Raw genomic sequence first — 26,214 nt, 5'->3', positions numbered from 1 at the left:
GCGTCGTTCCCCGCCGGCTCCGCCCGCGTCGCGGCGGCTTCGCGCCGTCGACACTTCGTCCGACCGGATCCAGGACGGAGTTCGGGCGCGGATCGTGACCACCCAGCGCCGCGTCCAGGGCGGTGGGGCGCCGACCGGCGGCGACGCGCGCCGTCGGGCCGGACAACGCCACCCCACGCACCCACCGATCCTGCGGCACGAGGAGGACGGCGGAGGCTGAATTCGGCTCGCTCGTGACGGCGAGTGAGGTCCACGCGGACCACGTGCACCCTCTGAGCGATATACCTCTCAGTCATGAATATGACCAGGAGTCATATCGCTTTCCGGTGATGCCTTCCGAGCGGTGGCGTCACCAAACGTGACGGACGGCAGAACCGGCGCCGCTTCAGGTGGCCGGGCTGGGCACCACTCGACCGGCCAGAACCAGGCCGAGCAGGCCGCAGGCGGCGGCCACGGCCAGGGTGGTCGCGAAGCCGGCCGGGCCGGGGGACGCACCGGCGGCCAGGACCGCGCCGGTGAGCGCCAGCACGGTGGCGGCGGCGAGCGAGTCGCCCAGTTGCAGCGCGGAACTGTTGCGGCCCTGCTCGGCCGGCGCGGACTGCTCCAGGGTGAGCACCGACAGCGACGGATAGAGCAGACCCATGCCCAACCCGGCCACGGCCCAGCAGAGCACGGCCGGCAGCACCGGCAGTCCGGGCACCAGCGCCGACGCCACGCCCGCCGTACCGATCGTGATGCAGGCCAGCCCGGCCCGGGGCAAGGTCGCCGCCGAGCGGGGTGAGCCGATCCGCCCCTGGATCCACGAGCCCACCGACCAGGACAGCGCCCCGACGGTCAGCACCAGACCGGCGCCGGTGGGCGAGAAGCCACGCTCCCGGGACAGCATCAGCGGGATCACCACCTCGGCGGCGACGAACGCCGCCGAGGCCAGCGCGCGCAGGCCGATCACCGTCGGCAGTCCCCGGGCCGCGCGCAGGAAGCCGGCCGGCAGCAGATGCGGTACGCAGACAAGCAACCCGGCCAGCGCCGCGGCGATCAGGCCGGCGGCGAACACGCCGCGCTGCTGCCCCCCGTAGTGCAGCAGTGCGGCGCTCGCCCCCGCCCCGCAGGCCCAGCCGATCCGGGCAAGCGCGCCCGCCGGCGGCCGGGTCGCCACGGTGGCGGTCAGTGCCCGCAGCCCCGGCTGGACCAGCAGCGCCGCCGGGATCGCCACCGCCGGCACCGCGAGGAACACCCACCGCCAGCCCAGGTGTTCCACGATCAGTCCGGCCAGCGCCGGGCCGACGAGCGACGGCACCACCCAGGCCGCGGCGAACGCGGCGAAGATCCGCCGCCGCAACTGCTCCGGGTACGCCTGACCGACGACCACGTAGAGCGCCACCGAGACCAGTCCGGAGCCGAAGCCCTGCACCACCCGCCCGACGACCAGCACCTCCATGGTCGTCGCGGCGCCCGCCACCACCAGCCCGGCGACGAACCAGACCACTCCGTGCCACATCGCCGGGCGCGGCCCGCGCGCGTCGCACCAGATGCCGGAGGCGACCATCGCCACCACGCCGGAGGCGAACGAACCGCCGAACGCCAGGGCGTACAGGCCGAGCCCGTCGAGACTGCGCGCCACAGTGGGCATGGCGGTGCCCACCGCCAGCGCCTCGAACGCGAGCAGGGACACCAGGGCGACGCTGCCCACCGTCATCGCCCGCAGGCGCGGCGACCACAGGTCGACAGGTGGATCAGCCGGTACGGCGGTGGTGCTGGTCATGGCGTTCAGCCTCGGACCTCACCCCCGGTTGAGGTCAACTGTGTCGCGCGTCTCGTCCGGCGGAAGCGGCGGGGCGACGCCGGAAACTTCTGCCGTCGGGGTGGCATAACGGACGCCGCCCCGGGAAGTCGGGCCGCCGGGACGAGACCGGGAGGCGAGATGACGCTGGGACGGTTCGCCGGTCTCCTGCTGTCACCGACTGTCGTGCCGGAGACCGCCGCGCGCGTCGCGCGTACCGTCGGGTCGGCCCTGCCCACTGACGCCGTGCCGGCCCGGGTCACCGAGGTGGCGGGCAGCGTCGGTACGGCCGCGGCCCGGCTGGCCCGACTCACCGGGCTGACCAGCCGCCGGGTGTGGTCGTCCCAGGACGGCCGCCACCACATCGAGGTGCACGGCGTCTGCCAGGACGGCGGTGACCGGCTCGCCCGCCAGGTCGAGGCGGCGCTGGAGTCGATGCCGGGGGTGGACTGGGCGCGGGTGAACGCGCCGTCCGGCCGGGTGGTGGTCGCAACCGGGGAACCCGCACCGAAACTACGGGACCTGATCGCCACCGTGGCGCGCGTCGAGCGGACCTGCCCGTACGAGCCGGACCCGGATATCGATCCGCCGCAGCCGCCCGAGGACGGTCCGCGCACGGCGCGGACGTTGGGCGCGCTGCTGTCCGACGTGCTCGGGCTGGGCATCTCCGCGGCCACCCGGGTGCTGCCGCTGACCCCGATTCCCGCCGAGGTGGCCGGACTGCTGAGCGCTGTCGACCTGCACCCGAAGCTGCACGCGCTGGCCGGGCTGGGCATCCGCGCCGACCCGCGCGCCGAGGTGTTGTTCCCGCTGGCCGAGGCGGTGGTGCAGGGTCTCACCGGCGGCTGGGCCGGGATCGTGCTCGACGGCGCGCATCGGATCGTGCAGTGGGGCGAGGGCACTGCTCAACTGGCGGCATGGCGGCGGGCCGAGCCGCGCCTGACCGGCGCTCCGGAGCACGCGATCGCCCGGGTGCCGGACGGCGAGCGGCCGTGCCCGGTGCCGGACGGGCAGCCGGAGCGCTACGCCAAGCGGGTGCTACCGGCCGCCGCGGTCGCCGGGGCGGCGGCGCTGCCGGTGCTGGGGCCGAAGCGGGCCGCCGCGCTGGCGTTGTCCTCGCTGCCCAAGGCGCCCGGTTCCGGACGCGAGGGGTACGGCGCCCAACTCGGCCTGATGCTCGCCCGGCGCGGCGTGATCGCGATGGACCGCACCGTGCTGCGGGAGCTGGACCGGATCGACACGGTGGTGCTCGACGCGGCGGTGCTCGGCTCGGACCGGGGGATCCTGGCCGATCTCGCGCCGCTGGCCGACGCCGACACCGGGCACGTCGCCGCCCGGGCGTTCGCGTTGTTCGACCCGGCCGAGCCGGACGCGGTACGCACCGGCGACGGCTGGCGGATCGGCCCTCTGGACCGGCTCGGCGCCGACGATCCCGGGGACACCCCGGACAGCGCCCGGCTGCGCGCCGACGGTGGGCAGCTGCTCGGGCTGGCCGAGAACGGCCGGCTCGCCGCCGTACTGCGGGTCGAACCGGAGCCCGCGCCCGGCGTGGACGCGCTGACGTCGGCCGCCCGGCAGGCGGGCCTGCGGCTCGTGGTCGGCGGCGCGGACGACGGCCGGTACGACTTCGCGGACCTGCTCGTGCCCGGTGGGGCCCGGCTCGCCGACGCGGTGCGCGACCTGCAACGCGAGGGCGCGGTGGTGATGGTGGTCTCCGGTGAGCGGTCGGCGCTCGCCGTGTCCGACTGCGGTCTCGGCGTGCACGGCCCGGACGACCTGCCGCCGTGGGGCGCGCACCTGCTCGTCGGCGACGACCTGCGGGTACCCGCCCTGCTCGTGGACGCCGCCGGGGTGGCCCGCCGGACGACCGAGCAGAACATCCGGATCGCCATGGCCGGCAGCGGGCTCGGCGCGCTCGGCGCGTTCACCGCCGACCGCCGGCGCCTGCCCGGCCGGACGCTCGCCGCCGTGAACGGCGCCGCGGCGCTCGCATTCGCGCACGGCGTGTTCCGGGCGCACCGGCTGCCGGACCGTACCGGCGCCCCGATGCCCGCGCTCACCGCCTGGCACCTCATGCCGGCGCAGACCGTCCTGGACGAGCTCGGCACCGGTCCGTCCGGGCTGACCGAGGAGGAGGCGGCCCGACGCCGGCGTGTCGAGGTCGGCGACGAGCACGGGCCGGCCGGGCTGCTCCGGTCGTTCGTCGACGAACTGTCCAACCCGCTCACCCCGGTGCTGGCCGCCGGCGCGGCGCTCTCCGCCGCGTTCGGCTCGCTCGTCGACGCCGCACTGGTCGGCGGCGTGGTGGGCGGTTCCGCGCTGGTCGGCGCGGTGCACCAGCGCAACACCGAACGGTCCCTCGTCGAGCTGCTGTCCCGCTCGGCGGTCACCGCCCGGGTGCTGCGCGACGGCACCGAGCGCGTGGTGCCCGCCGAGGAGCTGGTACGCGGCGACGTGATCACCGTCAGCTCCGGCGACGCCGTACCGGCCGACTGCCGGGTGCTGACGAGCGACGGGCTGGAGGCGGACGAGTCGTCACTGACCGGCGAGTCGCTGCCGGTGGCGAAGAGCCCGGAACCGGTGGTGGCGGCGGCCATCGCCGACCGGCACTCGATGCTGTTCGAGGGCACCACTGTCGCTGCCGGGCTCGGCACCGCGGTGGTGGTGGCCACCGGATCCCAGACCGAGGCCGGGCGAAGCCTCGCCATGGCCCGGCAGGCCCCGCCCGCCAGTGGCGTGGAGGCGCGGCTCGGCAAGCTGACCAGCAGCGCCGTACCCCTTGCGGCCGCCTCGGCGATCGCGGTCGCCGGAGCGGGGCTGCTTCGGGGCGTACCCCTTGCCGAAACGGCGGCGACCGCCGCGAACCTGGCCGTGGCGTCGGTGCCGGAGGGGTTGCCGTTCCTGGTCAGCGCCGCGCAGCTGGCGGCGGCGCGGCGGCTGGCCGAGCACGGCGCCCTGGTCCGCAACCCCCGGACCATCGAGGCGCTGGGCCGGGTCGACGTGCTCTGCTTCGACAAGACCGGCACGCTCACCGAGGGGAAGTTGCTGCTGGCGGGGGTGGGTGCGGGCGACGGCCGGTACGCCGCACTTGACGAACTCGACGAGCCGCTCCGGTCGACGCTGGCCGCCGCGGTGCGGGCCACCCCGGCCGCTGACGACCCGGACGAGTTGCCGCAGCAGACCGACCGCACGGTACGCCACGGCGCGGACGCCGCCGGGGTGGACGAGCGGACCGGTGCGGCGGGCTGGACCGCCACGGCCGGGCTGCCGTTCGAGCCGTCCCGGGGTTACAGCGCCTTCGTCGGGCGCGCCGCCGACGGCCTGCTGCTGAGCGTGAAGGGCGCCCCCGAGTCGGTGCTGCCGCGCTGCGCGTCCCGGCGCACCGCCCAGGGTGACCGTCCGTTGGACGCGGCCGGACGCGAGGAGGTGCAAGCCATGCTGGCCGGTCGGGCCGGTGCCGGGCACCGCATCCTCGCCGTGGCCGAGTGCCCGGTCTCCACGGACCAGGTCAGCGACGAGCAGGTCGACGGGCTGGTCTTCGTGGGTTTCCTGACGCTCGCCGACGGGGTGCGGGAGAGCGCTCGGCCGGCGGTGGCCCGGATCCGGGCCGCGGGCGTGCACACCGTCATGATCACTGGTGACCACCCGGCCACCGCCGAGGCGATCGCCGCCGCGATCAGCCCGGACGACGGCGGCCAGCGCGTGGTCACCGCCACCGACCTGGACCGGCTGGACGACGCGGCGCTCGCCGAGCGCCTGATGGCCACCGATGTGGTGGCGCGCTGCACGCCCGCGCACAAGGTACGGATCATCCAGGCGTTGCAGCGCCAGGACCGCACGGTCGCGATGACCGGCGACGGCGCCAACGACGCGCCCGCGATCCGGCTCGCCGACGTGGGCATCGCGCTCGGCCAGCGCGGCACACCGGCCGCCCGCGCCGCCGCCGACCTGGTGGTCACCGACGACCGGCTGGAGACGATCATCGCCACGCTCGTCGAGGGACGGGCCATGTGGTCGTCGGTACGGCACGCCCTGAGCATCCTGGTCGGCGGAAACCTCGGTGAGATCGCGTTCAGCGTGCTGACCGCCGCCGCGACCGGCCGGTCCGCCCTGAACGGCCGGCAACTACTGCTGGTCAACCTGCTCACCGACCTGGCACCCGCGCTCGCCATCGCGGTCCGCCCGCCCGCCGACGACAGCGCCGACCACCTGCTCCGGGAGGGGCCGGACTCGTCGCTCGGCGTCACCATGACCCGGGAGATCGGGCTGCGCGCGGCGTCGACCACGCTGGGCGCGACCGCCGGCTGGACGATCGCCCGGTGGACCGGCACCCAGCGGCGCGCCGGCACGGTCGCGCTCGCCTCGCTGATCGGCACCCAGCTCGGCCAGACCGTACTGGCCGGCGGCACCAGCCCCAGCGTGCTCGCCGCCACCGCCGCGTCGGTCGGTGTACTCGTGGCGGTGGTGCAGACGCCCGGGGTCAGCCACTTCTTCGGCTGCACCCCGCTCGGCCCGGTGGGCTGGACCATCGCCACCGGCTCGGCGCTCGGCGCGACGTTCGCCAACGGCGCGCTGACCAGGCTGGTGGACCGCCTGCCGCAGCCCGGTTCGCATGGGCGTCCCGATCAGGGGTCCGGCGAAGGGCAAGACGCCTGAGGTGACGCGGCCCGGTTCTAGTGCCAGGTGGCGGCGGCCCGGCGCAGCCGGTCGTTGATCGCGCGGCCCACGCCGGTCTCCGGCACCGGCTCCGCGACGATCTCGGTCACCCCTGCCGCGTCGAGCCGGTGCAGCGCGTCGAACAGGCGTGCCGCCGCGGCCGTCACGTCGCCGTCGGGCGACAGCACCTCCACCGCCGCCCAGTCGCCGTCCGCCGGTGGCTCCCGGAAGGCCAGGAATCCACGCCGGCCGTCGCCGGGCTCGGCCGCCCCGCCCATCCGCAACGGGGTACGCGGGGCGTAGTGCGCGGCCAGCGTCCCGGGCGCGACCGGCTGGCCGGAGTTGCCCTGGCGCACCTCGACCGGGCCGACCGCCTCGACGAGCGCCTCGACCGGCAGCGCGCCCAGCCGCAGCACCACCGGCCGCTCGCCTCGCGCGTCCACGATCGTCGACTCGATCCCGCACCGGGTGGGACCGCCGTCGAGCACCACGTCCACCGCGCCGCCCAGCCCGGCCACCACGTGTTCGGCCCGGGTCGGGCTGAGCTGACCGAACCGGTTGGCGCTCGGCGCGGCCACCGGTACGCCCGCGGCCGCGATCAGGGCCCGCGCCGACGGCTCGTCCGGTACGCGTACCGCCATGGTGTCCAGGCCGGAGGTGACGATCGACGGGATGATCTGCGGCCGGTCCACGATCAGGGTGAGCGGGCCGGGCCAGAAGCGTTTCGCCAGCGCGGACACCGCCGCGGGCACCTCGCCCACCAGCGCGACCAGGTCGGCGGCGTCAGCGAGATGGCTGATCAGCGGGTCGAAGCTGGGCCGCGCCTTCGCCTCGAAGATGCGCGCCGCGGCCCGGGCGTCGAGCGCGTTGGCGCCCAGCCCGTAGACCGTCTCGGTGGGGAAGGCGACCAGCCCGCCGGCGCGCAGGACGGCGGCTGCCTCGTCGATGCCGCGCTCGGCCGGCAGGACGCGCGGGGATCCGGTGCTCACGCTTCCGACGCTAGCCTGCCCGGTTCGCCGCCCCGGCAAGACCCTGCCGACGGCGCAGCCCGGCTCGGTGACAGCTCAACGGCTCGGGCGTGTCGCGGCCGCGCAGACATCTTCCTGATGTGCGATATGACTCTGGGGCATATTTATGCCGGAGAGTCATACCGGTCGGAGTTAGTCGGTCCGGCCGCGGTCCGTGTCGTGTCCGTGTCCGTGTCCGGCAGCGTGGGCGCGTCGGTGGGGTAGAGGCCGGCGGCGAAGCCGTACACCTGGTCTCCGGCGCGGGGGATCTGCGCGAACCGCCGGGCCAGCGCCTGCACCTCCGTCCAGAACTCGCGGACGTCCTCGATCGGGATACGCGCGTGCACGAGCGTGCACCGCAGCTCGTCGGCGGCGTGTGCGGCGGCCGCCTCGGCGGCTGCCTCGGCGAGCCCGTTGATCCGGGACACCACCTGCTTGTCCTCCGCCCGGCTGAGCGCCCCGACGTAGTAGGTGCGGGCCACCCGCCCGTAGAACCGCTCCTCGATGGCGCGTACCCGGCGGGTCCGCACCACGCGCAGCAGGCCGGCGTCCACCAGTTGGTTCACGTGGTACGCCACGCTGCTCTTGGGCCGGTCGACGGCGCGGGCCATCTCGTTGACAGTGGCGGCGCGCTCCAGGAGCAGTTCGAGCAGCGTGCTCCGCAGCGGGTCGGCGAGCGCGCGCAGCTGCTCCGGACCGGTGACCACGAGCAGGTCGTCGAGGTCGTAGTCCGGGATCTGCTGATTGACCGACATTTCTCGACCGTTCTAAGATTATGGTTCGTTCGATAACTCTGGTCCGACAACTCAGGAGTGTAGTGATGGCCGAGATCGTGCTCTTCCACCACATTCAAGGGCTCACGGACGGCGTCCGCGCGCTCGCCGACTCCCTGCGCTCCGGTGGGCACACCGTGCACGCCCCCGACCTCTTCGACGGCGAACGGCCGGCCACCATCGAGGACGGCGCCGCGCTGATCAAGCGGATCGGCGGCGACGCCCTCGACCGGCGCGCCGACGCGCTCGTCGCCGACCTGCCCGCCGACCTCGTCTACGCGGGCGTCTCCTGGGGCGCCGCCATCGCCCAGCGACTCGCCCAGACCCGGGCCGGCGCCCGGGCCGCCCTGCTCTACGAGGCCTGCCTGCCGGTGACCGGCGAGTGGGCGATCGCCCCCTGGCCCGACCGGGTGGCGGTGCAGGTGCACGGCATGGAGCGGGATCCGTTCTTCGGGCTGGAAGGGGACGTGGACGCCGCCCGCGAGCTCGTGTCGATCGTCGGTCCCGAGCGCGGCGAGCTGTACGTCTACCCCGGCGACCGGCACCTGTTCACCGACAGCTCGCTGCCCTCGTACGACAAGGAGGCGACAGCGCTGGTGGTGAGCCGCAGCCGCGAGCTGCTCGACCGGCTCGGCTGACGCCCACCCGTCACCGCGCAGCCGCGCCGGTGCGCAGCGGAGTCAACGCCCTCTCGCCAACTCCGCGACCTCGGCCAGGCTCGCGACCCGGTCGCACTCGTCGTCGGTCAACGTGTTGATGAGTGCCTTGGCAGCCTGGGCCTGGGGAGTCGTGGGCAGGGAACCGGCCAGCAGATCCGGCAGGACCAGTTCGTAGCCGACCCGCGCCCGAGGTGAGTAGCGGTGCCGGCTGCGGGTCACCGCCGTGGCGACGCGCAACGCGTGCTCGTGGCCGGGCGGCACGTGCGGGCGGTCCCGCTCCCGGGCGCCGAACCGCATCCGGTGGCAGAACTCGCACGTCGTGCACGTCACCGGTCCGGCGCTCAGCCGTGCCCCGCAGTCGGGACAGGTCAGCCGGTCCACCGCCCCGTCCACAGTCCGCCAGTCGTACGCCCCGGGGTCGTCGATGACGAGCCAGGCCAGCTCGCTCTCCTCGGGCGAGCCCGGCGCCACGTCCAGCTCAGCGCGCAGCCGCGCCCAGGCGTCCCGGATCTCGTCCTCCAGGCGCGCCACCGCGGCCGCCAGTGCCGGGCTCCGCCACGGTCCGGCCACTGCCGACCCGCTACCGGTACTGTGCGATCTGGATCAGGTTGCCGCAGGTGTCGTCGAACACCGCGGTGGTCACCGGGCCCATGTCGACGGGTTCCTGGGTGAACAGCACGCCGAGGCCGCGCAGCCGGTCGTGCTCGGCGGCCACGTCGTCCACCGCGAACTGCGTCAGCGGAATGCCGTCGGCCGCGAGCGCCTCCTTGAACGCCTTGGCGGCCGGGTGGGCGTCGGGCTCCAGCAGCAGCTCCACGCCGTCCGGGGCGTCGGGCGAGACCACCGTGAGCCAGCGGTACTCCCCGGTCGGCACGTCGGTCTTCTTCACGAAGCCCAGCACCTCGGTGTAGAAGCGCAGGGCCTTGGCCTGGTCGTCGACGTACACGTTGGTCAGGTTGATTCTCACGGGTTCTCCTGGGTGGGTTCGGCGGACCTGAGCCATCGCTCAGTGATGGACCGCAGCGGCCGGGTGTCGAGGTGGTGGAACTTGTAGCGACCCTGCCGCCGCGTGACGATCAGACCGGCGGCCTCCAGGACGTCGAGATGCTGGGAGATCGCCTGCCGGGACGAGCCGACCTGGTGCTTGGTGGCCAGTCGGCCGCAGATCTCGAACAGGGTCTGACCGTCGCGCTCGGTCAGCTCGTCGAGGATCAGGCGGCGGGTGGGGTCGGCCAGCGCCTGGTACAGATCGCCCACGTCATCCAGCATATGCAAGTTGCGGCTTGCCTATCAAGCGGCTTTCCACGCATCGGAGGACGTCATGCCCGGATACATCCTCACCGGCGCTCCCGGCTCCGGTAAGACTGCGCTCCTGCGCCACCTGGAGATCGACGGCTATCCCGTCGTGGAGGAGGCCGCGACCGACGTGATCGCGCTCGACCAGGCGCTCGGCCGACCGGAGCCGTGGCGTGAGCCGGACTTCGCCGACCGGGTGCTGGACCTCCAGCAGAGGCGCCGGCGCCGAGCCGACGTCCATACCGACCTCGTGGTCTTCCACGACCGCTCGCCCGTCTGCACCCTCGCGTTGTGCCGCCACCTGGGCATGACACCGCCACCCGCCCTGCTGGACGAGGTCGAGCGCATGACAACGGATCGCCGGTACGAGCGGACCGCCTTCTTCGTACGGAATCAGGGCTTCGTCGAGGCGACCGCCGCCCGCCGGATCAGCTTCGAGGAGTCACTCGTCTTCGAGCGGGTCCACGAGCTGACGTACCGGGAGGCGGGATTCGATCTCGTCGACGTGCCCGCCGGCGCGCTGCCGGCGCGGGTGGCGGCGATCAAGCGGGCGGTCGACCGGTAACATCTCCATGTTTTGATTTCTCACGGGGAGGAAAACCGCATGCGGAAGATCGCGGCCGGCGCCTTGATGGCGCTGGCCTTCTTGATTCCGGCAGCGCCCGCGGCGGCTCAGGCGGCAACGCCCGGGCTCAACGAGGCATGCCAAACGGTCGAACGCAAGGTGTACAAGGACATCCGGGAATTCGTCACCATCGACCTGGACACAGCCGACGTCGGCCAGGTGCGGCGCCACCGTGACCGAGGTTGCCGAGCACCGTCCCCGACGGCCATGATCCGCGAGACAGAACCTAGGCCCGCGTGTAGGTGACGTCGAAGTCGTGGATCCACTCGCCGTCTTCGACGAGGTAGCAGGAGCTGTCGATCGTCTTGCCGTCTTCTGAGAGCGTGCCTTCGAAACGCTGATCGAAATCGTCCGGGTCGGTCGCGTGGCGCCACCACTTCCAGACGCCGTCCTGGAAGCTCATATGGAGTACGCGCGAAACCGCGCGGGAGTCGAAGTAGTGCGCGGTGAAGTCGCCCTCGGCGTCTTCGTCGGCGGCCATGATCAGGACGACGCCCTCGGGAAACATCGGGTTCTCGGCGATCGAGCGCTGGAGGATCACCTTCTCGCCACGGAGCCACTCCAGCGTCATATCGCCCTTGATCTTCTCCTCGACGTGCCGCGGCGCGTCAACGACCTGGCTCCAGCGACCGATCAGTGGCTCAAGGTCCTTGATGTTCGGCATAAGGCCGAGGCTACCGGCGCGCGTATGACGTGGTCGAGGTCTTCGTCTGCTGAAGGTTGTGTTGCAAGCCGTCCACCATCTGGGCGGAAATTCGTCCGAACCACTGCGCGTCGTCCGGCGGGTCAGCGCCTGCGGTGCTCTGGCCATCGCCGGGCAACGCATTCAGGCCGGCATCCGCCTCGCTGGGCGCACCCTGACCGTCGAAGCCGCCGACGCCACCTTTCGCATCTACGACGATCAGCTCGTACCGAAGTCGCCCGCGCCACCACCGAACCCATCACTAGATTCAGCGTCCGCAAACCCGAACCCCCACGACAGGCGTCTACACGCACACGCCGGCCGATTTCCACGAGTCGGTGCGCCGCGTCTTCGAAGAATCTGCTGACGGTCCGCTGACTACCAAAGATGATCCTCAATCCGAGGGGGAGCCAACGGAGGAGGGAAAGTAGGCCATGACCTGGCCGGATGATGTGGTGGAGCCCAGGGGACTCGAACCCCTAACCCCTGCCTTGCAAAGATCAAGACGGTTGTCAGTTGGCGTCGGCCACTGCGGCTGACCTACTCGTCCCGTCGGCTCGCGTCCGCTCATGACTGCACCAGTCGGCAGGCTTGGCTGTACGGATGGCTGTACAGCCACGCTCCTGATCAGGTGCGCGAGGTTGACCCACCGCTCAGTCGCTTCACGGTCTCCGCGACGCGATCAGCAGCTTCGGCAGGCGCCTCATGCTCCCAGATCCTCAGCACAGTCCACCCTTCGGCGGTCAACCGCGCATCGGTGTCGGCATCGCGGCGGCGGTTGGTGGTTACCTTCTCAGCCCAGAAGGCCGCGTTGGTCTTGGCCACGGTGTGGTGCTGGGGGCACCCGTGCCAGAAGCACCCATCCAAGAAGACCGCCAACCGCAGGCGCGGAAATACTAGATCGGCGGCTCGGCGGACTGAGCGGATCGGGCGTCGGCTGACGAAGTACCGGAGCCCCAAGGCGTGCACAGCGCGCCGCAACGCTAGTTCCGGCTTCGTGTCACGGCCGGTGTTGGACTGCATCGACTTGCGTACACCGTGGGACGACGCCCACGAGACATCAGACACTTGTTCGACTCTCCTTCGGCATGCCGGCGGGGTTCCTGGCGGGAGGGCATCTAGCATGTTGCAGATGAGCGAGCGGCCGAGCATGATCGATCTTTTCGCAGGGTGCGGCGGGATGACCGTCGGGTTCCATCGTGAAGGCTTCCGGTCGGTTCTGGCAGTGGAGTGGGAGCGCTCTGCAGCGGCGACGTACGCCGCCAACTTCGGGGAAGCCCATACCCACTGGGGCGACATCGCCGACGTGACCGAGGACCAGATCCCCGAGGCGGACGTCATCATCGGCGGCCCGCCCTGCCAGGGGTTCTCCAACCTCGGCAGCAAGGACGTGAACGATCCCCGCAACAAGCTGTGGAAGGAGTACCTCCGCTTCGTCGTGACGGCGAGGCCGCAGGCTTTCGTGATCGAAAACGTCCAGCGGTTCTCCAGGAGTAGTGAATTCCAGTTGCTGCTCAGCGAGGCGGACCACGGCATCATCAAGGACTACGAGTTGAGCTACGGCGTCCTACTCGCCGCCGACTACGGCGTCGCCCAACGGCGCCCGCGCACCATCGTCATTGGCTCTCGCGTCGGGAAGATCGATCTGCCGCGGCCGACGCACGCCCGGGTGCCGACCGGCGATCTGCTGCCTTGGGAGACCGTTCGAAGCCGCATCGGTGGCATCGATGAGCGACCGGCGACCACCGAGCTGCCGCGGGCTTTTACCGAGTACTTCGGCGAGCGGATCCCCGGACTCTTCAAAGGGATGGACATCCACTTCGGCCGGCAGCCGACGCAGCTTTCCCTGGACCGGTACGACCACGTGCCTCCGGGCGGCGGGAGGTTCGACGTCCCATCGCACCTGCTGCCTCGATGCTGGCGTGAGAAGTCGACGGGTACGACGGATGTTATGGGGCGGATGCGCTGGGACGCCCCGTCGTTGACCATCCGCACGGAGTTCTTCAAGCCCGAGAAGGGCCAGTACCTGCACCCGCAGTGGGATCCGTACGACCGGGACCGGCGGGTCAACCGAGTCATCACCCACTACGAGGCTTCATTGCTGCAGGACTTCCCGAAGGACTACCTGTGGTGTGGCACGAAGACTGAGATCGCCAAGCAGATCGGCAACGCCGTCCCGTCAGGCTTGGCGGCGGCGATCGCAGCGCAAGTCAAGCGGCACCTTCAGTAGCCGCAAGAGCCACTGAGGTAGAACTGCATCCGCAAAACGGATCATTGCCAGGCCTCCATGGGCGTTGGAGGGGTGGTTGGAGTGATGGGGAGCCACGCTCGCTAGCTTGACCGCATGACGACGGACATCGCGGTCGAACAGGTGGTGCAGCACCTGCTCAGACTGGACCCAGACGGTAGCCGCACCAGTCAGGTTTTACGCGAGACTTTCGACCAAATCTATGACGGCCAGCGAACGGGTCGATTTAGCTTCGATCAATTGGCCAAGACTGAGCGCACGCACATTGGAAGTCTGGTCGAGATCAATTTGCAGCGCCACTTCAACTTTGAGGACGGCAATCAGCTAGACTTCACCATCGCCGGCCACGACGTTGATGCCAAATATTCGATGACCGTAGGCGGGTGGATGATACCGATCGAAGCACAAGGAAAGCTGTGCATGCTCCTCCACGCGAACGATGCTGCTGCGCGTTGGAACTACGGCGTAGTGCGGGCCAACCTTGAGATCCTTGGCGCCCCCAACAGAGATCAGAAGCGGAGCATCCTTTCGGCTCACCTCGGAGCAGTGCGTTGGCTCTTCAAGAACGCTCCGTTGCCCGAGAACACCATGCTGCTACTCTCCGACGAAGATCGATCCGCCATCGCATCGTACCCAGCGGGGTCGCTACGTGTAGCAGAGTTGATGCGGCGCGCAGAGGGCCGGCTAGTAAACCGGTCTTCAATTGAAGCTGCAGCTCAGCAAAAAGATAGCATGAAGAGGGTTCGCGCAAATGGTGGAGCCGCGGACATGCTCGCACCCGAGAGCTACCTCCTGTTTGGTGGAACACGTAGACGCTCGCAAGCCGCGGCAGCGTCGTTAGCGCTTCCAGTGCCGACGTCAGGGACTTTCGTGCCACTCAAAGTCGCGGTAGCCGAGCCTCGATGCCCCGAGCCCACCGCCGTGATCAACGGGATACGCGTCCGCAAGTGGAGGAAGGGCGATCCCGTGTTCAATACGGCTAGCCTCACTCGATGGCTGAACGCACCCAGCAGAGCGGGCCTCGCATCACCTGATATCTAAACAGTCGCCTCCAGCTACCCCCATCAGCGGTCTGTAGCCATCCCGTCTGCCGCCGACCCACACACCGTGGAGCGGGCCAGGGCCAGGGTGACAAGGTGGAGCGCCCTACCGGACGTACGACCTTGTCACCCTGGCCCTGGCCCGCTCGGCTTGCCTGGGTCGGTGGCTGGCGGGATGGCATCCCACATCAACCACTCTCCGACCGGAACCGTTCGGCAACTCCATCCCGGAGTCGTCTGGCCCCCGCCGGAGGCACAGCTCTAACCTCACTCCTCCCTCACCCCACCACCCCACACCACCTCCACCTCTTCCCCACTCCGGGGCCTGGGCGACCGTGCGGAACCGTTCGGCAACTTCCTCCGCCGCGGTTGGCCTGCCGGATCTCGTGCTGCCTCGGGATCGTCGGCATCGGTGGAAGGTGTTCGCCTGGCCCTGGTCGTCCTTCGGGACTCGTCACCGGTCGTCTCACTGACCCAATGTGTGACGCGCGGGGCGGGGCGTGGGGTTCGGGCCGGTTGATTTTCCGCCCCGGCGCCCTTGCGCCGGGGCGGCGGCTCCGCAGGAGCCGTTTGCCGCGCCCCGGCCCGCGCCGCGCGGAGCGCGCTTGATCTAGTACAGGCCAATTCGGCAACAGATCACGGACAGCGCTCCAGGGGACAAGGTTCTCACGGCACCCATCTCTCCCGGCTGTCTCCGAGGGCTATGTCAGAGGAAATGGCGGCACTACCTCCTCGGGCGCTGACGCTTCGCATGTGGTCACCCACTGGCTCCCCGCCTCATTAGCCATTGGTCGCCAGAAAACTACTTTCCGTTACCCCTCATGCGAAGATCATCTTTGCCATATGCAACTTGCACCCGCCTGATAGACGCTCTGCCGAATAGCGCTAAGTGGTAATAAAAACGGGCAAAACACCCCGAAAATTCGCCCTGACTGGCCAATCACTTTTTGCACGGTCGTTTCGTTTCACATTAAGCGGGCGGACACAGCCCGTGCAGAAGGGGGCGGCACCCTGCTTGGTCCGCGAGTGCCGCCCCTGCCCTGCGCCCAGCCCACTGCGAGGGAGAGACGCAAGACGATGAGACTAACGACCGTTCGCAGGTTCGGTGGTTCCCGCGATGGGAATTCCAGCGATTCGGCCCGCCGCAAGCCGACGATCGGCGAGGTAGCCACGCTCATTGCTGCCTCAGCTACGGCGATCACCGCAATCACCGGCCTGATCAGCTCGTGCGGTAGCTAGCCGCCTCTCGGCCAGCCGTCTATCGACACGCGATGGGCGGCTGGCCGAGAAACAGACCAGCTGGCGTCAGAGATGGAAGCGGTGACAGCCACGACCGCGGCTCGTTGGCCAACCGGCGTCGCCTCACCGCGCTCCGCTTCTAGCTGCTTCCGCACCGCCCAGGACGCGGGCACAGCAACAAGGCCGACGCAGGCAAGCCCCACGAGTGCCCCAAGCACCCAGGGCCATCCCCGCGCCGGCCTTGTCGCTGCCCGGACTCGGTGCGGTCGCCATCCGTGCGGTTCCTCCCCCATGGTCATCATCTGCCGGCGATACGAAGCAACCAGGAAAGATCAAAGACCCTCGACCTGCATGAGGGCCTGCGCGATTTGCCGCATCGACGTAACCACCGCGTCCGCACCCGCCTCTTGGAACGCCGCCACCTTTGCGGGCTTGTTCGCATACCCGATCACACGAGTGCCTGCGGCTTTCGCTCCCTCGATGTCGGAGAGCGAGTCGCCGACCAACACACACAGCGCCGGAACGACTCCAAGGGATGCCGCCGCGTCAACGATGGGCGTCGGGTTCGGCTTCATGCGCGAGGGATCGGCGTATGCTCGGCCAACAGTCTTGGCGACGTGCTGGCTCAGTCGGTGCTCTCTCAAGTAGGCGTCCACCGCTTGGGGCGAGTTGTTGCTGACCACCGCGATTGGCAGGTGCAGCTGGCGCGCGGCCACGATGACCTCTCGCCCGTAGGCGGTCGGTTCCGACGTCGATGCCGCCTTCACCTCAGCTGCGATCAAGGCGTCTTCGACGAGTCGGGTCAACTCCTGATCCGACGAGCTGCCGGTGTGCCTCAGCACCTCCAGGGGGTCCGATTCTTCGGCTAGCTCGTTCGTGAGCGCCAAGCCCTGGCTCACTAGTAGGTCGAGGAGCTCCCTCGCAACCTGTGGTGCTGGGTAGTTGGCGAAGATGCTGCATACCGGCCCGTCGAAGTCGAGCAGCAACGCGCGGACATCCCGGCACAGCTGCTCCAGGCTGGCGGTCATCCTTCGTGCCGATAGGCGATGGTCGACCATAGGGAGTCGAACCACTGGCGGGACGCTTCCACGAACTGAGTGCCGTGCGAGGTGTCGTCGTCGGTGACGGCGTAGTGGAAGAGCGGGACGTCCTTGCCCATGAGGTCGTAGATGGCGGTGGGCTCGCCCTTGATGGTGACGGTCCGTTCGACGGCGGGGTAGAAGCCGAAGAACACCTCTTCACCGTTGAGGACGTAGAGCTTGAACTGCGGTGAACCGCGATGCATCCGCACCTCGACCGTGGCCGAACGAATCAAGCCCAGGTCGCCTAGCTCCGTGACCTGATCAACAATGCCGTCGACAGCCCTGCGGGTGATGCGGTCAGCTCGTTCCCGGACGGCCGGATCGTCAGACTGTGTCTCAGCCCTGGCGGGTAGCGCCATGGGGACGGACATGTCGGAGACGAGCACACGTACTGCGATCGTCTCCGGGGCGAGGCGACCAACGCGGACCTTGTCCAGCACCTCGGCCAGGGCGTCTCGCAGGGTCTCGCCAGAAAAGCCGGCGAAGTCGATGGTGACGTGGGCTCGCTCGAACGCTGCTTCGATGTGGGGTCGTAGCTCCACTGCCCGTTGCGTCTGGGCGCGAACGAAAGCGCCGCTGCCTTGCCGGGTGATGATGAGGCGTTCTGAGCGGAGCACCTCTAGCGCTCGTTTGATGGTCTCCCGTGCCACCCCGTAGCGGGAAGCAAGTTCAGGTTGCGACGGCAACTTGTCGCCCGGCGCCAGTCGGCGCGTAAGGATCGCGGCCCGGAGCTTGTTTGCGATCTGCTGTGACGCCTGCTTCGGGTCATCGGGGTCGAGTTCACCCAGGTAGTCCAGGTCTTCGGTCACCCGTCAAGGCTACCTGCTGGCTAGCCAAGCTAGGAAACCCCGACTCCAACTCTTGACCTGACTAGCCAAGGCGGCCTAACCTCGGTGCATGCCACTTGGCTAGCCAGGCAAGTCAAGCCTGGTGCACAAGCTCTACCGGATGGGTCCGGCTGAGCAGAAAGCGCATTGCGCTGAAGGAGGAATCCGTGGCTCTTCGTGGTGGTACTCGGTTCTCGGTTCCGTTCGAGGCGGTCTTTCCGCATGGCGCGGTGTTCGTGCCGGACTCGATTGCGGAGGCGCAGGACTTCAACGAGGCGACTCGTCAGCGGACGCCGGCGAAGGACAAGGTGACGGGGCAGCGGGTGTGGCAGTGCCGGGTGATGGACATGGACCCGGAGTTGGGGTCGCGGTCGCGTGAGGTGGCGATCAAGATCCTGGCCGATCACCAGCCGGTGCCGCCGGTGGGTCCGTTCGAGCGGGTGGAGTTCGAGGGCCTGAACGTGACGCCCTACGTCGGTTCGAACGGCCGGCTGGCGTTCTCCTACCGGGCCACCGGTCTGGTGGCGCCGAAGACCCTGGCCGAGACGCGCGGCAAGGCCGCCTGATGTTCGGCCGCAAGCGCCCCGAGCCGGAGCCGGTGCGTCGGGACCAGGTGATGAAGCTGATCAACCTGGGGATGAAGGAGACCGACGCCGCTGACCGGGACATCGACAGCCCGGAGTTCGACAAGGCCCGCGACGCGTTCAACAGCGCGATGCGGAAGTCGACCCCGGCGGAAAAGGCCGCCGCGTACGACGCGCTCAAGCGGCACGGCTACTGACTGACGTTGGCGCGGGGCGGCCCATGCCCTAGGAAAGCCGGCCGCCCCGCTGCCCTCTCAAACCCTCTCGGCCTGGAAGGGCAGGTTCATCATGCCTGTTGTCCTGGACTGGACGCGCACTGCCGGTGCTGGCGAGCCGGTCCCGTGTGTCATCTGCGGCAAGCCCACGATCTGCCGGAGTCCGGCGGGCAAGCCGGTGCACAAAGTCTGCGCGGAGACCTGGACCGAGCAGCACCACACCAACGGCCGTAAGGCGGTGGCGTGATGGTGCGGGCGCCGCTGGTCAACTTCCGCCGGTTCCAGATCACCGCGCCGTGGCCGCTGCTCTGGACCGTCACCGCCCTGTTCCTCCTCTTCCGCCTCCTCACTGCCGTGGTCCGCCTCGGTGTGTTCGTGGTGCGGCACTGGCAGGCCTGGCCAGGCGTCGCCCTGGTCCTACTCGCCGTGAACGTCTACCGGTCGCACGGCTGGTGGCCTCACGCCCTGGTCGCCGTCGTCCTCGCCGCCTCGGGTGGCGTGTGGTGGTGGCGTGGCCGGGACTCGTTCCACCGCCACGTCGTGCTGCGGGCCGTCTCCGTCTGGCGGCGGCTGTGGGTGTATCGGCGGCAGTGGCACGAGGTGATGTCGCTGTGCGGGCTGGTGAAGAAGTACGACGGCGGCGAGGTCGTACCGCGGCTGTTGTCGGTGCGCTGCTCCTACGCCACCGACGAACTCGTCTTGCGGATGCCGAAGGGCCAAAACCCCGAGGTGTACCACAAGGCCGCCCGGGATCTCGCGTACTCCTTCGGTACCCGGCACTGCCGCGTCTTCTCCACCCGCCGCCACCCCATCCCGCACCGCACCGGCCGCCTCGCGGTCGTGCTGCGGCTGATCGACCGGGTCCGGTTCCGGGACCGCCCCCGGCACGTGTGGCTCGTGTTCATCCGCCGCGACCCGCTCACCCGCATCGTCGCACCACTGCCCGTGCCCGCCCGACCAGACTTCACCGCCCTGCCCCTCGGCCTGCGCGAAGACCTGGCCGTCTACGCCTTCCGGCTCCTCGCCACGCACGTCCTCATCGGCGGCGCCACCCGGATGGGAAAGGGCTCGGTCATCTGGTCCCTGCTCCGCGCCCTCGCCGCCGGTATCCGGTCGGGGTTGGTGCGGGTGTGGGCGATCGACCCGAAGGGCGGCATGGAACTGGCGATCGGTCGGCCGCTGTTCTCCCGCTACGTCGATGACGACTGGTCCCGCATGGCCGACCTGCTCGAAGACGCCGTAGCCCGGATGCGCGCCCGTCAGCAGATCCTGCGCGGCAAAGCCCGCGTCCACACCCCCACCGTCGATGAGCCGCTGATCGTCGTCGTGATCGATGAGATCGCCGCGCTCCTGGCCTACCTGCCCGACTCCGAGATCCGCACCCGGATCACGCAGGCGCTCGGGTTGCTGCTGTCGCAGGGTGCCGGACTCGGCGTCCTGGTCGTCGCCGCCACCCAGGACCCCCGCAAGGAAGTCGTCTCCGTACGCGACCTGTTCCCCACCCGCATCGCCCTGGGCCTGACCGAGCGCGGTCACGTCGACCTCCTGCTCGGGGATGGCGCCCGCGAGCGGGGAGCCCTGGCGGATCAGATCCCGCTTTCGGCTAAGGGCGTGGCCTACGTGCTGCTGGACGGGCAGCCGGAACCGGCTCGGGTCCGGTTCTCCTACCTGGCCGATGACGTGATCCGGGACATGGCCGCGACCTTTCCTGCCCCTCCGGAGACGCAGCCGGAGCCCGCTGTCCAGTCGGCACCCAAGCCTCGCGCCAGCACCGGCAACGGGCGGCACACCTACCGGCCAACGCCGAAGCAGGGTGCGCCGCTGTTGCCGCCGTCGCTGCTCAACGCCCTGGACCTCAACACCAGCAACGGGAGTGATCCCCGATGACCCACCACGAGATCCCCGACGGCGCTGCGGTGCGGATGCCCTACGCCGACGAACCCGACGAGCAGGAGCAGGCGCCGGAGCCGCGGCGGTTCTACCGGCTGCGCGCCCCGCACATCGACAAGGCGTCGGTGCCGGTCACGGTCCGGGTCACCCCCGACGCCGACCTCTACATCGCCGTCGGCGCCGGGCGTCGCCGGATGTACCTGACACCTGCGGAGGCGTGGGCGCTGTGGCGCTGCCTGTCCGAAGCCGTGGCGTCGACCGGTGAGCCGCCGGAGTGGATCCGCGTGCACGTCAACCCCACCACCCGCTAACCCGCCTGCTTGGAGCCCGTGATGCCTACCCGTCGCCTCAACCGCCGGCCGATCCGCCGCACCTGCCTCGACCTGCTCCACACCGACCCCGACCAGACCTGCCCCTACTGCGCACCCGACCCCGACGCCGTCGACGTGATCGCCGCGGCGCTGCGCCAGCACGCCGAGATCGCCGCCGAAGACGCCGAAGCGTGGGGGTGGGCGGCATGACCGGCCGTCCCGGGCGCGGTCCGTTCGCGCTTCCGGTCGCCGTGTTCATCGTCGGCTGGGGCGGCCCCGTGCAGCTCGTCACCGACCCCGACGACTGCTCCCTGTGCCAGCAGCGCGGCGAGGTGCAGATCTGGAACCCCGACATGACCGACGGCCTGACCTACGAGCTGACCCCACCCGCGCACCGCATGTGGAAGGTCCCCTGCCCGGTCTGCCGGCACACCGACTTCACCCGATGGGAGGCCCCGAAGTGACCGCCACCCGCCCGAGCCCGGACCGGCTGGAAGCCGTCGCGCTGGTCCTCATCCTCCTCATCGTCGCCGGGACCGCCGGGTGGGCGTCGTTCTCCCACGTCCACGACTGGACCATGCGCCACGTCCCGCCCGGCACCCCCGACGCCTTCGGCTGGGCCAACGCCGTCCTGTCCGACCTCGTACCCGTCGCCTGCCTGCTCGACATCCGCCGCCGCCGACGCCACCGCCAACCCATCGGCTACCCCGTGTTCCTCATGCTCGCCTTCGCCTCCTTCTCCCTCGCCGCCCAGCTCGCCGTCGCCGACGCCAGCCCCTCCGGCTGGCTGCTGTCCGCGCTGCCCGCGCTGGCATTCATGGCCCTTACCAAGCTCGTCTTCACCGGCACCCCCACCCCCGCACCCGCCGCGGTGAAGCCGACCCCGGCACCGGCCCCGGCTCCCGTGCGGGAGCCCGTCGACGCCGAGCCCGTCGGCGTCCCGACTGCCCCGGCGCCCGTCTTCACGCCTCCGACTCCGACTCCGGCCCCGGCCGCGGCTGTCGCCCCGGTGCGGTCGGCGCTCGTGTCGTCGGTCGTTCAGGCCCCGCGCAACGGCCACATCGTCTCCGAGGTGACCCGATGAACCAGCCCAAGCACCCGCGGCTGACGGACACGTGCGTCGTGTGCAACGGACCGATCGAGTACGTCGACGTGAAGGACCCCTACTGGCGGCACACCGACATGCGCAACCTCGCCAAACCCCACGGCGCCCGCCCTCGCCGCTAACCCGACCGGTGCTGCGGCGCGGCCGACTCACCCTCGACCGCGCCGCAGCACCCTCGGACACCGACCGAGCCAGAGCAGGAGAAACCGATGCCGTCCACCGCCCGCACCGCTCTCGCCCACCGGACCCGTCCCACCACGCTGACCCGCCGGATCGTCGGCACCCCCACCGAGGTCGCCGCCGCGCTCGCCGTGCTCAGGGAGTCGGGGCGGCTGATGTTCGCCGACCGACCCCACCAACACGCTGACGGCCGGGTCACGGTCACCGTGCGGTTCCTCGACACCGCCCGCACCACCCCACCGCCCGTGCGTCGACTGCGCCGCGGCCGGGTCATCGCCGCCACCGCCATCACCACCGCGGCCGTCGGCGCCCTGGCCGGAATCGGCTACCTCGCGACCCAGGTCGCCCACACCGTCCAGCGCAACGCGCCCGCCGTCGTCGGTGTGGCCCTGGTCCTCATCGTCCTCGCGGTGTTGCTGCTGCGCCGGAAGGTCACCTGCGGCGGGCTGCACTGCTCCGGGTGCCAGCACTGACCGCCATGAACATCGGTCGGCCCGTCTACTGCGCGCGCTGCCGTCGGTGGGCCACCGCCCTCATCGAAGCCGGCCATCCCGGCACCGGCCGCTACCGCGCCGAAACCGCCTGCACGCGCCACCAGGCCGCCGCCCGCCGCTGGGCCAGCCACGCCGGCCCACCCCGCACCACCCCCATCGGCCCCACACCCGCCGCCCTGTTCGAGCTGCCGGAGGTGAACACGTCATGAGGGCTCTGTATGACGGGTCCGGTGGTGTTCATTCAGGACGCCGATCGCGCGCCACGCGTGCGGCTACCACCTGCACCGCCTCTTTCCCCCACCGGTTCGGCTCACGCCTCGGGCGCCCCGCCGCGCCTGTTGAGGTGACGCCCCGATCGTGCCAGCCACACCCCACCGACTCCACCCCGCTCCCCGCCCCCCGGAGGTGACCCGATGACCGCCCAGACCCTGCCCGGCCTCACCCCCGACCCCGCCCCACCGACCACCGACCCGGTAACCGTCCCGGCTGACCTCGGCCCGGCTCCCGGCACCCGCGCAGCCCGTCTCGCGCTGCCGATGTCGCGCAAGGTGCTTACGGAGATGGCCGCCGAGTACGGCGTCTGCTTGCACCCGGTCACCCTGCGCCGCACCGACCTGCACACCGGACACACCGAAGTCGTGGACCTGCCCTGCGGCTCCACCCGCGAGGACAAGTGCGAGCCGTGCGCGAAACGCGCCCGCCGCCTACGGCAGACGCAGATCCGGGAGGGCTGGCACCGCACCGACGAACCCGCGCCCGGCCCGAACCCGGCCACAGACGCGCAACGGGAGTTGATCCTGCTGCGCGCACATCTGGAGTTCGCCCGCGATGAGGCCCAACGGGCGGCGCAGTTCGAGCAGGTGCCCGCTATTGATGAGGCGATCGGGGAGGTCGAGGAAGCCATCGCGGCCGAAGGACTCCGCGGCGCCGTCGCACCCAGCCACGACCCCGACGACGACAACCACGCACGCCGCAAGCGCTCCACCCGCCGCCGCCAAGACGCCCCCGACCTGCCGCGCAAGAAGGTCGAGCCGCGCACCGTCGGGAAGGTCTACACCGCCCCGGACGGCACCGAGCACCGGCCGTCGATGTGGCTGTCGCTCACCCTGGACACCTACGGTCGGGTGCTGCCTGACGGCACCCCCGTCAACCCCGACACCTACGACTATCGGCGAGCCGCGTGGGATGCGGTGCACTTCGCCCGGCTCCTGGACCGGTTCTGGCAGAACCTGCGCCGGTGCGTCGGCTGGAACGTGCAGTACGCCGGGTGCGTCGAGCCCCAACGCAGGCTCGCCCCGCACGCGCACTTCGCCATCCGCGGCACCATCCCCCGCGCGGTGCTGCGGCAGGTCGCCGCCGCCACCTACCACCAAGTCTGGTGGCCCGCCGCCGACGAACCGGTCTACTCCCTCGACCGGCCACCCGTGTGGGACGCCGACCGCGCCGAGTGGATCGACCCCGACAGCCGGGAACCGCTGCGCTCGTGGGCTGACGCCCTGGATCTCATCGACTCCGACCCGGACGCGCAACCGGCGCACGTGGTCCGCTTCGGATCGCAGGTCCACGCCGAGGGCGTCACCCCGGGCACGGTGCACGCCAACCGCACCATCGGTTACATCACGAAGTACATCACCAAGTCCGCGGCCGACTGCCACAAGCCCGACAGCGACCGGCAGCGGGACCACCTGGACCGGCTCTGGCACGAGCTGCGGGTGACGCCGTGCAATGAGCGGTGCGCGAACTGGCTGCTCTACGGCATCCAACCGAAGAAGGCACACGGGCGTCTGCAAGCCGGCCGTTGCAAAGGCAGAGTCCACCAGCGAGCCACCCTCGGCATCGGCGGCCGACGCATCCTCGTCTCCCGCGACTGGTCCGGGAAAACCCTCGCCGACCACCGCGCCGACGCCCGCGCCTGGGTCCGCAACCTCCTCGGCGTCACCACCGGCGCCACCGACGCCGACACCGTCGACCAGGACGACCCGCCCGCGTACGCCTGGGAACTCGCCCGCCCCGACGACCCGGACCTACCGCCGCTGCAACACCGGCTCCTCAAGGCGCTGTCGCAACGCGCTCAGTGGAAGGCGGCACTGCTCGCGGCGAGAGACAAGGCGACACAGGGCGTTCCGGTTCCGACCCGATCCGATCTCGACTCCCCGGAAGGACGTGCGTGATGATCCAGCCCCGCGCCGTGGCTCCCAAGAGCGTCCGGCCCGCCGAAGCTGCTGTCCTGCTGGGCGTCTGCCGGGACACCGTCTACGTCCTGATGCGCTCCGGGCGACTGCGGTCGATCAAGGCTGGCCGGGCTCGCCTGATCCCGCTGGCGGCGATTGATGAGTTCCTGTCGGCTGATGAGGAGTTTGCGGCATGACGGGCCGTCGTCGTCGGGCTCATGGGGAAGGCTCGGTGTACGAGCAGCGGCCGGGCGTGTGGGCTGCGGTAATCGATCTCGGCTGGATCGACGGGAAGCGAAAGCGGAAGTACGTCTACGCCAAGACCGAGGCGGAAGCGGTCCGGAAGCGCGACGAGCTGCGGCGCCAACTCCAACTCGGGGTCGACCTCACCGCGCAGCCTCGGACCGTGGAAGCCTGGCTCACGGAGTGGCTGCGGGACGTGAAGGCTCACGACGGCACCCGGCCGTCTACGCTCGTCCGCTACCGCCTGGCGGTGACCAAGCACCTGGTGCCGGGTCTGGGTCGGGTGAAGCTCGACCGGCTGACGCCTCGGGAGGTACAGCGGTTCCTCACCGGGCTTCGCGGCAAGCTCGCGCCGGCCAGCATCATCAAGGTGCATGCGGTTCTGCGCGTGGCCCTGGCCGACGCTGAGCGGATGGACCTCGTCGCGCGCAACGTTGCCAAGGCGGCCAAGCCACCCGCCCTTGGCCGAATCGAACGGCGGGCACTGACTCCCCAGGAGGCCAAGCAACTGCTGTCGGTGCTCGCCGGGGACCGGTTGGAGTCCCTGTTCGTGCTGGCGTTGGCCACCGGGCTTCGCCGGGCGGAACTTCTGGGCCTGCGCTGGTCGGATGTCGACCTGCCCGGTAAGGCGCTGTTCGTTCGCCAGACGGTCCAGCGCACCGACCGCGGCTTGGAGTTCGTGCCGCCGAAGACGCACCGGTCGAGTCGGCCTCTGCCGCTGTCCGCGCTGGCGGTCCGGGCGTTGGAGGCTCAGCGGGTTCGGCAGGCCAAGGAACGACTCGCGGCGGGGGAGCTGTGGTCGGACTTCGGGTTGGCCTTCGCCAGCACGATCGGCACTCCGATGGAGCCGCGGAACGTCAACCGGCGATTCGAGCAGCTACGCGCGGCGGCCGGTCTGGACTGGCTGCACCTGCACGACCTGCGCCATGCATTCGCCACGTTCCTGCTCGACCAGGGCGAGGAGCTGCGCACGGTGATGGAGCTGCTCGGGCACTCCACGATCCGGATGACGGCCGACACCTATGGGCACGTCCTGCCGGCGCGGGCTCGTCAGGCTGCCTCGGCCATCGACCGGGTCCTCGGCGAGGAGGGCACGGCGTGACCGCT

The 26,214-nt window shown here is 70.5% G+C and carries 29 protein-coding genes and 1 pseudogene; 20 read left to right on the top strand and 10 right to left on the bottom strand.

Annotated elements, in window-relative coordinates; genetic code table 11:
* Positions 1 to 385: 385 nt before the first annotated feature.
* The gene (locus KSK32_RS12275; protein ID WP_216931360.1) at positions 386 to 1,762 is read right to left on the bottom strand and encodes an MFS transporter; all 1,377 of its coding nucleotides are present in this window, start codon (positions 1,760 to 1,762) and stop codon (positions 386 to 388) included.
* 159 nt (positions 1,763 to 1,921) lie between these two features.
* Here KSK32_RS12275 and KSK32_RS12270 point away from each other — a divergent pair, with 159 nt between their 5' ends.
* Complete coding sequence (locus KSK32_RS12270) at positions 1,922 to 6,436, top strand: cation-translocating P-type ATPase (protein WP_216931359.1); 4,515 nt, start codon at positions 1,922 to 1,924, stop codon at positions 6,434 to 6,436.
* Positions 6,437 to 6,453: 17 nt separating this feature from the next.
* Here the strand turns inward: KSK32_RS12270 and KSK32_RS12265 are convergent, their stop codons facing one another.
* Positions 6,454 to 7,401, bottom strand: coding sequence for an L-threonylcarbamoyladenylate synthase (locus KSK32_RS12265; RefSeq protein WP_216936031.1), 948 nt, complete (start codon positions 7,399 to 7,401; stop codon positions 6,454 to 6,456).
* A gap of 167 nt (positions 7,402 to 7,568) precedes the next feature.
* On the bottom strand, positions 7,569 to 8,198 hold the full coding sequence (locus KSK32_RS12260; RefSeq protein ID WP_216931358.1) for a helix-turn-helix domain-containing protein: 630 nt from the start codon (positions 8,196 to 8,198) through the stop codon (positions 7,569 to 7,571).
* 65 nt (positions 8,199 to 8,263) lie between these two features.
* Between KSK32_RS12260 and KSK32_RS12255 the strand changes: the two genes are divergently transcribed.
* On the top strand, positions 8,264 to 8,854 hold the full coding sequence (locus KSK32_RS12255) for a dienelactone hydrolase family protein (protein ID WP_216931357.1): 591 nt from the start codon (positions 8,264 to 8,266) through the stop codon (positions 8,852 to 8,854).
* Positions 8,855 to 8,896: 42 nt separating this feature from the next.
* Here the strand turns inward: KSK32_RS12255 and KSK32_RS12250 are convergent, their stop codons facing one another.
* Genes KSK32_RS12250 through KSK32_RS12240 form a run of 3 tightly spaced genes read right to left on the bottom strand, consistent with a single transcriptional unit; the run spans position 8,897 to position 10,144 of the window.
* The gene (locus KSK32_RS12250) at positions 8,897 to 9,445 is read right to left on the bottom strand and encodes a hypothetical protein (RefSeq protein WP_216931356.1); all 549 of its coding nucleotides are present in this window, start codon (positions 9,443 to 9,445) and stop codon (positions 8,897 to 8,899) included.
* 10 nt (positions 9,446 to 9,455) lie between these two features.
* Positions 9,456 to 9,842 (bottom strand): VOC family protein, encoded by a 387-nt coding sequence (locus tag KSK32_RS12245; protein WP_216931355.1) that lies wholly within the window; start codon positions 9,840 to 9,842, stop codon positions 9,456 to 9,458.
* Positions 9,839 to 10,144, bottom strand: coding sequence for a helix-turn-helix transcriptional regulator (locus KSK32_RS12240; RefSeq protein WP_216931354.1), 306 nt, complete (start codon positions 10,142 to 10,144; stop codon positions 9,839 to 9,841). The genes KSK32_RS12245 and KSK32_RS12240 overlap by 4 nt, the downstream gene beginning before the upstream one ends.
* 52 nt (positions 10,145 to 10,196) lie before the next feature.
* On the opposite strand from KSK32_RS12240, the gene KSK32_RS12235 reads away from it, so the two are divergent.
* Both KSK32_RS12235 and KSK32_RS12230 read left to right on the top strand, forming a co-directional pair.
* A complete protein-coding gene (locus tag KSK32_RS12235) occupies positions 10,197 to 10,736 on the top strand; it encodes an AAA family ATPase (RefSeq protein WP_216931353.1) in 540 nt (179 codons plus the stop codon).
* A gap of 39 nt (positions 10,737 to 10,775) precedes the next feature.
* A pseudogene (locus KSK32_RS12230) lies at positions 10,776 to 10,961 on the top strand (cell wall anchor protein); the annotation flags it as partial.
* 61 nt (positions 10,962 to 11,022) lie between these two features.
* On the opposite strand, the gene KSK32_RS12225 reads toward KSK32_RS12230, so the two are convergent.
* Positions 11,023 to 11,460, bottom strand: a complete 438-nt coding sequence (locus KSK32_RS12225; RefSeq protein WP_216931352.1) for a hypothetical protein — start codon at positions 11,458 to 11,460, stop codon at positions 11,023 to 11,025.
* A 645-nt stretch (positions 11,461 to 12,105) separates the two neighbouring features.
* Complete coding sequence (locus tag KSK32_RS12220; RefSeq protein ID WP_256451548.1) at positions 12,106 to 12,603, bottom strand: very short patch repair endonuclease; 498 nt, start codon at positions 12,601 to 12,603, stop codon at positions 12,106 to 12,108.
* A gap of 7 nt (positions 12,604 to 12,610) precedes the next feature.
* On the opposite strand from KSK32_RS12220, the gene KSK32_RS12215 reads away from it, so the two are divergent.
* Positions 12,611 to 13,708 carry a DNA cytosine methyltransferase gene (locus KSK32_RS12215; RefSeq protein WP_254187025.1) on the top strand — a complete coding sequence of 366 codons (1,098 nt, stop codon included), beginning with the start codon at positions 12,611 to 12,613 and terminating at the stop codon, positions 13,706 to 13,708.
* Between the two features lie 114 nt (positions 13,709 to 13,822).
* Complete coding sequence (locus KSK32_RS12210) at positions 13,823 to 14,767, top strand: NaeI family type II restriction endonuclease (protein ID WP_216931349.1); 945 nt, start codon at positions 13,823 to 13,825, stop codon at positions 14,765 to 14,767.
* A gap of 1,570 nt (positions 14,768 to 16,337) precedes the next feature.
* Here KSK32_RS12210 and KSK32_RS12205 read toward each other — a convergent pair.
* On the bottom strand, positions 16,338 to 17,033 hold the full coding sequence (locus KSK32_RS12205) for an HAD family hydrolase (RefSeq protein ID WP_216931348.1): 696 nt from the start codon (positions 17,031 to 17,033) through the stop codon (positions 16,338 to 16,340).
* Complete coding sequence (locus KSK32_RS12200) at positions 17,030 to 17,896, bottom strand: GntR family transcriptional regulator (protein ID WP_013283236.1); 867 nt, start codon at positions 17,894 to 17,896, stop codon at positions 17,030 to 17,032. Before KSK32_RS12200 ends, KSK32_RS12205 begins: the two co-directional genes overlap by 4 nt.
* A 185-nt stretch (positions 17,897 to 18,081) precedes the next feature.
* Between KSK32_RS12200 and KSK32_RS12195 the strand changes: the two genes are divergently transcribed.
* The 14 genes from KSK32_RS12195 to KSK32_RS12130 all read left to right on the top strand — a co-directional run bounded on the left by KSK32_RS12195 (position 18,082) and on the right by KSK32_RS12130 (position 26,209).
* Entirely contained in the window at positions 18,082 to 18,480 is a 399-nt protein-coding gene (locus tag KSK32_RS12195) for a transcriptional regulator (RefSeq protein WP_216931347.1), read from the top strand.
* A complete protein-coding gene (locus KSK32_RS12190; RefSeq protein WP_216931346.1) occupies positions 18,480 to 18,695 on the top strand; it encodes a hypothetical protein in 216 nt (71 codons plus the stop codon). The genes KSK32_RS12195 and KSK32_RS12190 overlap by 1 nt, the downstream gene beginning before the upstream one ends.
* A 91-nt stretch (positions 18,696 to 18,786) precedes the next feature.
* Positions 18,787 to 18,960 carry a hypothetical protein gene (locus tag KSK32_RS12185; RefSeq protein ID WP_216931344.1) on the top strand — a complete coding sequence of 58 codons (174 nt, stop codon included), beginning with the start codon at positions 18,787 to 18,789 and terminating at the stop codon, positions 18,958 to 18,960.
* Positions 18,960 to 20,600, top strand: coding sequence for an FtsK/SpoIIIE domain-containing protein (locus KSK32_RS12180; protein WP_216936029.1), 1,641 nt, complete (start codon positions 18,960 to 18,962; stop codon positions 20,598 to 20,600). Before KSK32_RS12185 ends, KSK32_RS12180 begins: the two co-directional genes overlap by 1 nt.
* Entirely contained in the window at positions 20,597 to 20,914 is a 318-nt protein-coding gene (locus tag KSK32_RS12175) for a spread protein (RefSeq protein WP_216931341.1), read from the top strand. The genes KSK32_RS12180 and KSK32_RS12175 overlap by 4 nt, the downstream gene beginning before the upstream one ends.
* Positions 20,915 to 20,935: 21 nt before the next feature.
* A complete protein-coding gene (locus KSK32_RS12170; RefSeq protein WP_216931339.1) occupies positions 20,936 to 21,124 on the top strand; it encodes a hypothetical protein in 189 nt (62 codons plus the stop codon).
* Complete coding sequence (locus KSK32_RS12165) at positions 21,121 to 21,378, top strand: hypothetical protein (protein WP_216931338.1); 258 nt, start codon at positions 21,121 to 21,123, stop codon at positions 21,376 to 21,378. The genes KSK32_RS12170 and KSK32_RS12165 overlap by 4 nt, the downstream gene beginning before the upstream one ends.
* Positions 21,375 to 21,998, top strand: coding sequence for a hypothetical protein (locus KSK32_RS12160; RefSeq protein ID WP_289256548.1), 624 nt, complete (start codon positions 21,375 to 21,377; stop codon positions 21,996 to 21,998). The genes KSK32_RS12165 and KSK32_RS12160 overlap by 4 nt, the downstream gene beginning before the upstream one ends.
* On the top strand, positions 21,995 to 22,141 hold the full coding sequence (locus KSK32_RS12155) for a hypothetical protein (RefSeq protein ID WP_216931333.1): 147 nt from the start codon (positions 21,995 to 21,997) through the stop codon (positions 22,139 to 22,141). Before KSK32_RS12160 ends, KSK32_RS12155 begins: the two co-directional genes overlap by 4 nt.
* An 87-nt stretch (positions 22,142 to 22,228) precedes the next feature.
* On the top strand, positions 22,229 to 22,672 hold the full coding sequence (locus tag KSK32_RS12150; protein WP_216931332.1) for a hypothetical protein: 444 nt from the start codon (positions 22,229 to 22,231) through the stop codon (positions 22,670 to 22,672).
* On the top strand, positions 22,660 to 22,902 hold the full coding sequence (locus KSK32_RS12145) for a hypothetical protein (protein WP_216931324.1): 243 nt from the start codon (positions 22,660 to 22,662) through the stop codon (positions 22,900 to 22,902). Before KSK32_RS12150 ends, KSK32_RS12145 begins: the two co-directional genes overlap by 13 nt.
* 204 nt (positions 22,903 to 23,106) lie before the next feature.
* Positions 23,107 to 24,864: a replication initiator gene (locus tag KSK32_RS12140; RefSeq protein WP_216931323.1), complete on the top strand. Its 1,758-nt coding sequence runs from the start codon at positions 23,107 to 23,109 to the stop codon at positions 24,862 to 24,864.
* Positions 24,864 to 25,061 carry a helix-turn-helix domain-containing protein gene (locus KSK32_RS12135; protein ID WP_216931321.1) on the top strand — a complete coding sequence of 66 codons (198 nt, stop codon included), beginning with the start codon at positions 24,864 to 24,866 and terminating at the stop codon, positions 25,059 to 25,061. Before KSK32_RS12140 ends, KSK32_RS12135 begins: the two co-directional genes overlap by 1 nt.
* Before the next feature lie 35 nt (positions 25,062 to 25,096).
* Positions 25,097 to 26,209: a tyrosine-type recombinase/integrase gene (locus KSK32_RS12130; RefSeq protein WP_289256547.1), complete on the top strand. Its 1,113-nt coding sequence runs from the start codon at positions 25,097 to 25,099 to the stop codon at positions 26,207 to 26,209.
* The last annotated feature ends 5 nt before the right edge of the window (positions 26,210 to 26,214 follow it).

The organism is Micromonospora sp. WMMB482 (genome assembly GCF_019038635.1).
Classification (GTDB): Bacteria; Actinomycetota; Actinomycetes; order Mycobacteriales; family Micromonosporaceae; genus Micromonospora; species Micromonospora marina.
The sequence above is the reverse complement of the archived record's forward strand: the minus strand, read 5'-3'. Positions and strand labels throughout refer to the sequence as shown.

Coding starts and splice junctions, on each gene's coding strand:
- KSK32_RS12275 (WP_216931360.1), bottom strand. CDS start 1,762: ATGACCAGCACCACCGCCGTACCGGCTGATCCACCTGTCGACCTGTGG.
- KSK32_RS12270 (WP_216931359.1), top strand. CDS start 1,922: ATGACGCTGGGACGGTTCGCCGGTCTCCTGCTGTCACCGACTGTCGTG.
- KSK32_RS12260 (WP_216931358.1), bottom strand. CDS start 8,198: ATGTCGGTCAATCAGCAGATCCCGGACTACGACCTCGACGACCTGCTC.
- KSK32_RS12255 (WP_216931357.1), top strand. CDS start 8,264: ATGGCCGAGATCGTGCTCTTCCACCACATTCAAGGGCTCACGGACGGC.
- KSK32_RS12240 (WP_216931354.1), bottom strand. CDS start 10,144: ATGCTGGATGACGTGGGCGATCTGTACCAGGCGCTGGCCGACCCCACC.
- KSK32_RS12235 (WP_216931353.1), top strand. CDS start 10,197: ATGCCCGGATACATCCTCACCGGCGCTCCCGGCTCCGGTAAGACTGCG.
- KSK32_RS12225 (WP_216931352.1), bottom strand. CDS start 11,460: ATGCCGAACATCAAGGACCTTGAGCCACTGATCGGTCGCTGGAGCCAG.
- KSK32_RS12220 (WP_256451548.1), bottom strand. CDS start 12,603: ATGCTAGATGCCCTCCCGCCAGGAACCCCGCCGGCATGCCGAAGGAGA.
- KSK32_RS12215 (WP_254187025.1), top strand. CDS start 12,611: ATGAGCGAGCGGCCGAGCATGATCGATCTTTTCGCAGGGTGCGGCGGG.
- KSK32_RS12210 (WP_216931349.1), top strand. CDS start 13,823: ATGACGACGGACATCGCGGTCGAACAGGTGGTGCAGCACCTGCTCAGA.
- KSK32_RS12205 (WP_216931348.1), bottom strand. CDS start 17,033: ATGACCGCCAGCCTGGAGCAGCTGTGCCGGGATGTCCGCGCGTTGCTG.
- KSK32_RS12190 (WP_216931346.1), top strand. CDS start 18,480: ATGTTCGGCCGCAAGCGCCCCGAGCCGGAGCCGGTGCGTCGGGACCAG.
- KSK32_RS12185 (WP_216931344.1), top strand. CDS start 18,787: ATGCCTGTTGTCCTGGACTGGACGCGCACTGCCGGTGCTGGCGAGCCG.
- KSK32_RS12180 (WP_216936029.1), top strand. CDS start 18,960: ATGGTGCGGGCGCCGCTGGTCAACTTCCGCCGGTTCCAGATCACCGCG.
- KSK32_RS12175 (WP_216931341.1), top strand. CDS start 20,597: ATGACCCACCACGAGATCCCCGACGGCGCTGCGGTGCGGATGCCCTAC.
- KSK32_RS12170 (WP_216931339.1), top strand. CDS start 20,936: ATGCCTACCCGTCGCCTCAACCGCCGGCCGATCCGCCGCACCTGCCTC.
- KSK32_RS12165 (WP_216931338.1), top strand. CDS start 21,121: ATGACCGGCCGTCCCGGGCGCGGTCCGTTCGCGCTTCCGGTCGCCGTG.
- KSK32_RS12155 (WP_216931333.1), top strand. CDS start 21,995: ATGAACCAGCCCAAGCACCCGCGGCTGACGGACACGTGCGTCGTGTGC.
- KSK32_RS12150 (WP_216931332.1), top strand. CDS start 22,229: ATGCCGTCCACCGCCCGCACCGCTCTCGCCCACCGGACCCGTCCCACC.
- KSK32_RS12140 (WP_216931323.1), top strand. CDS start 23,107: ATGACCGCCCAGACCCTGCCCGGCCTCACCCCCGACCCCGCCCCACCG.
- KSK32_RS12135 (WP_216931321.1), top strand. CDS start 24,864: ATGATCCAGCCCCGCGCCGTGGCTCCCAAGAGCGTCCGGCCCGCCGAA.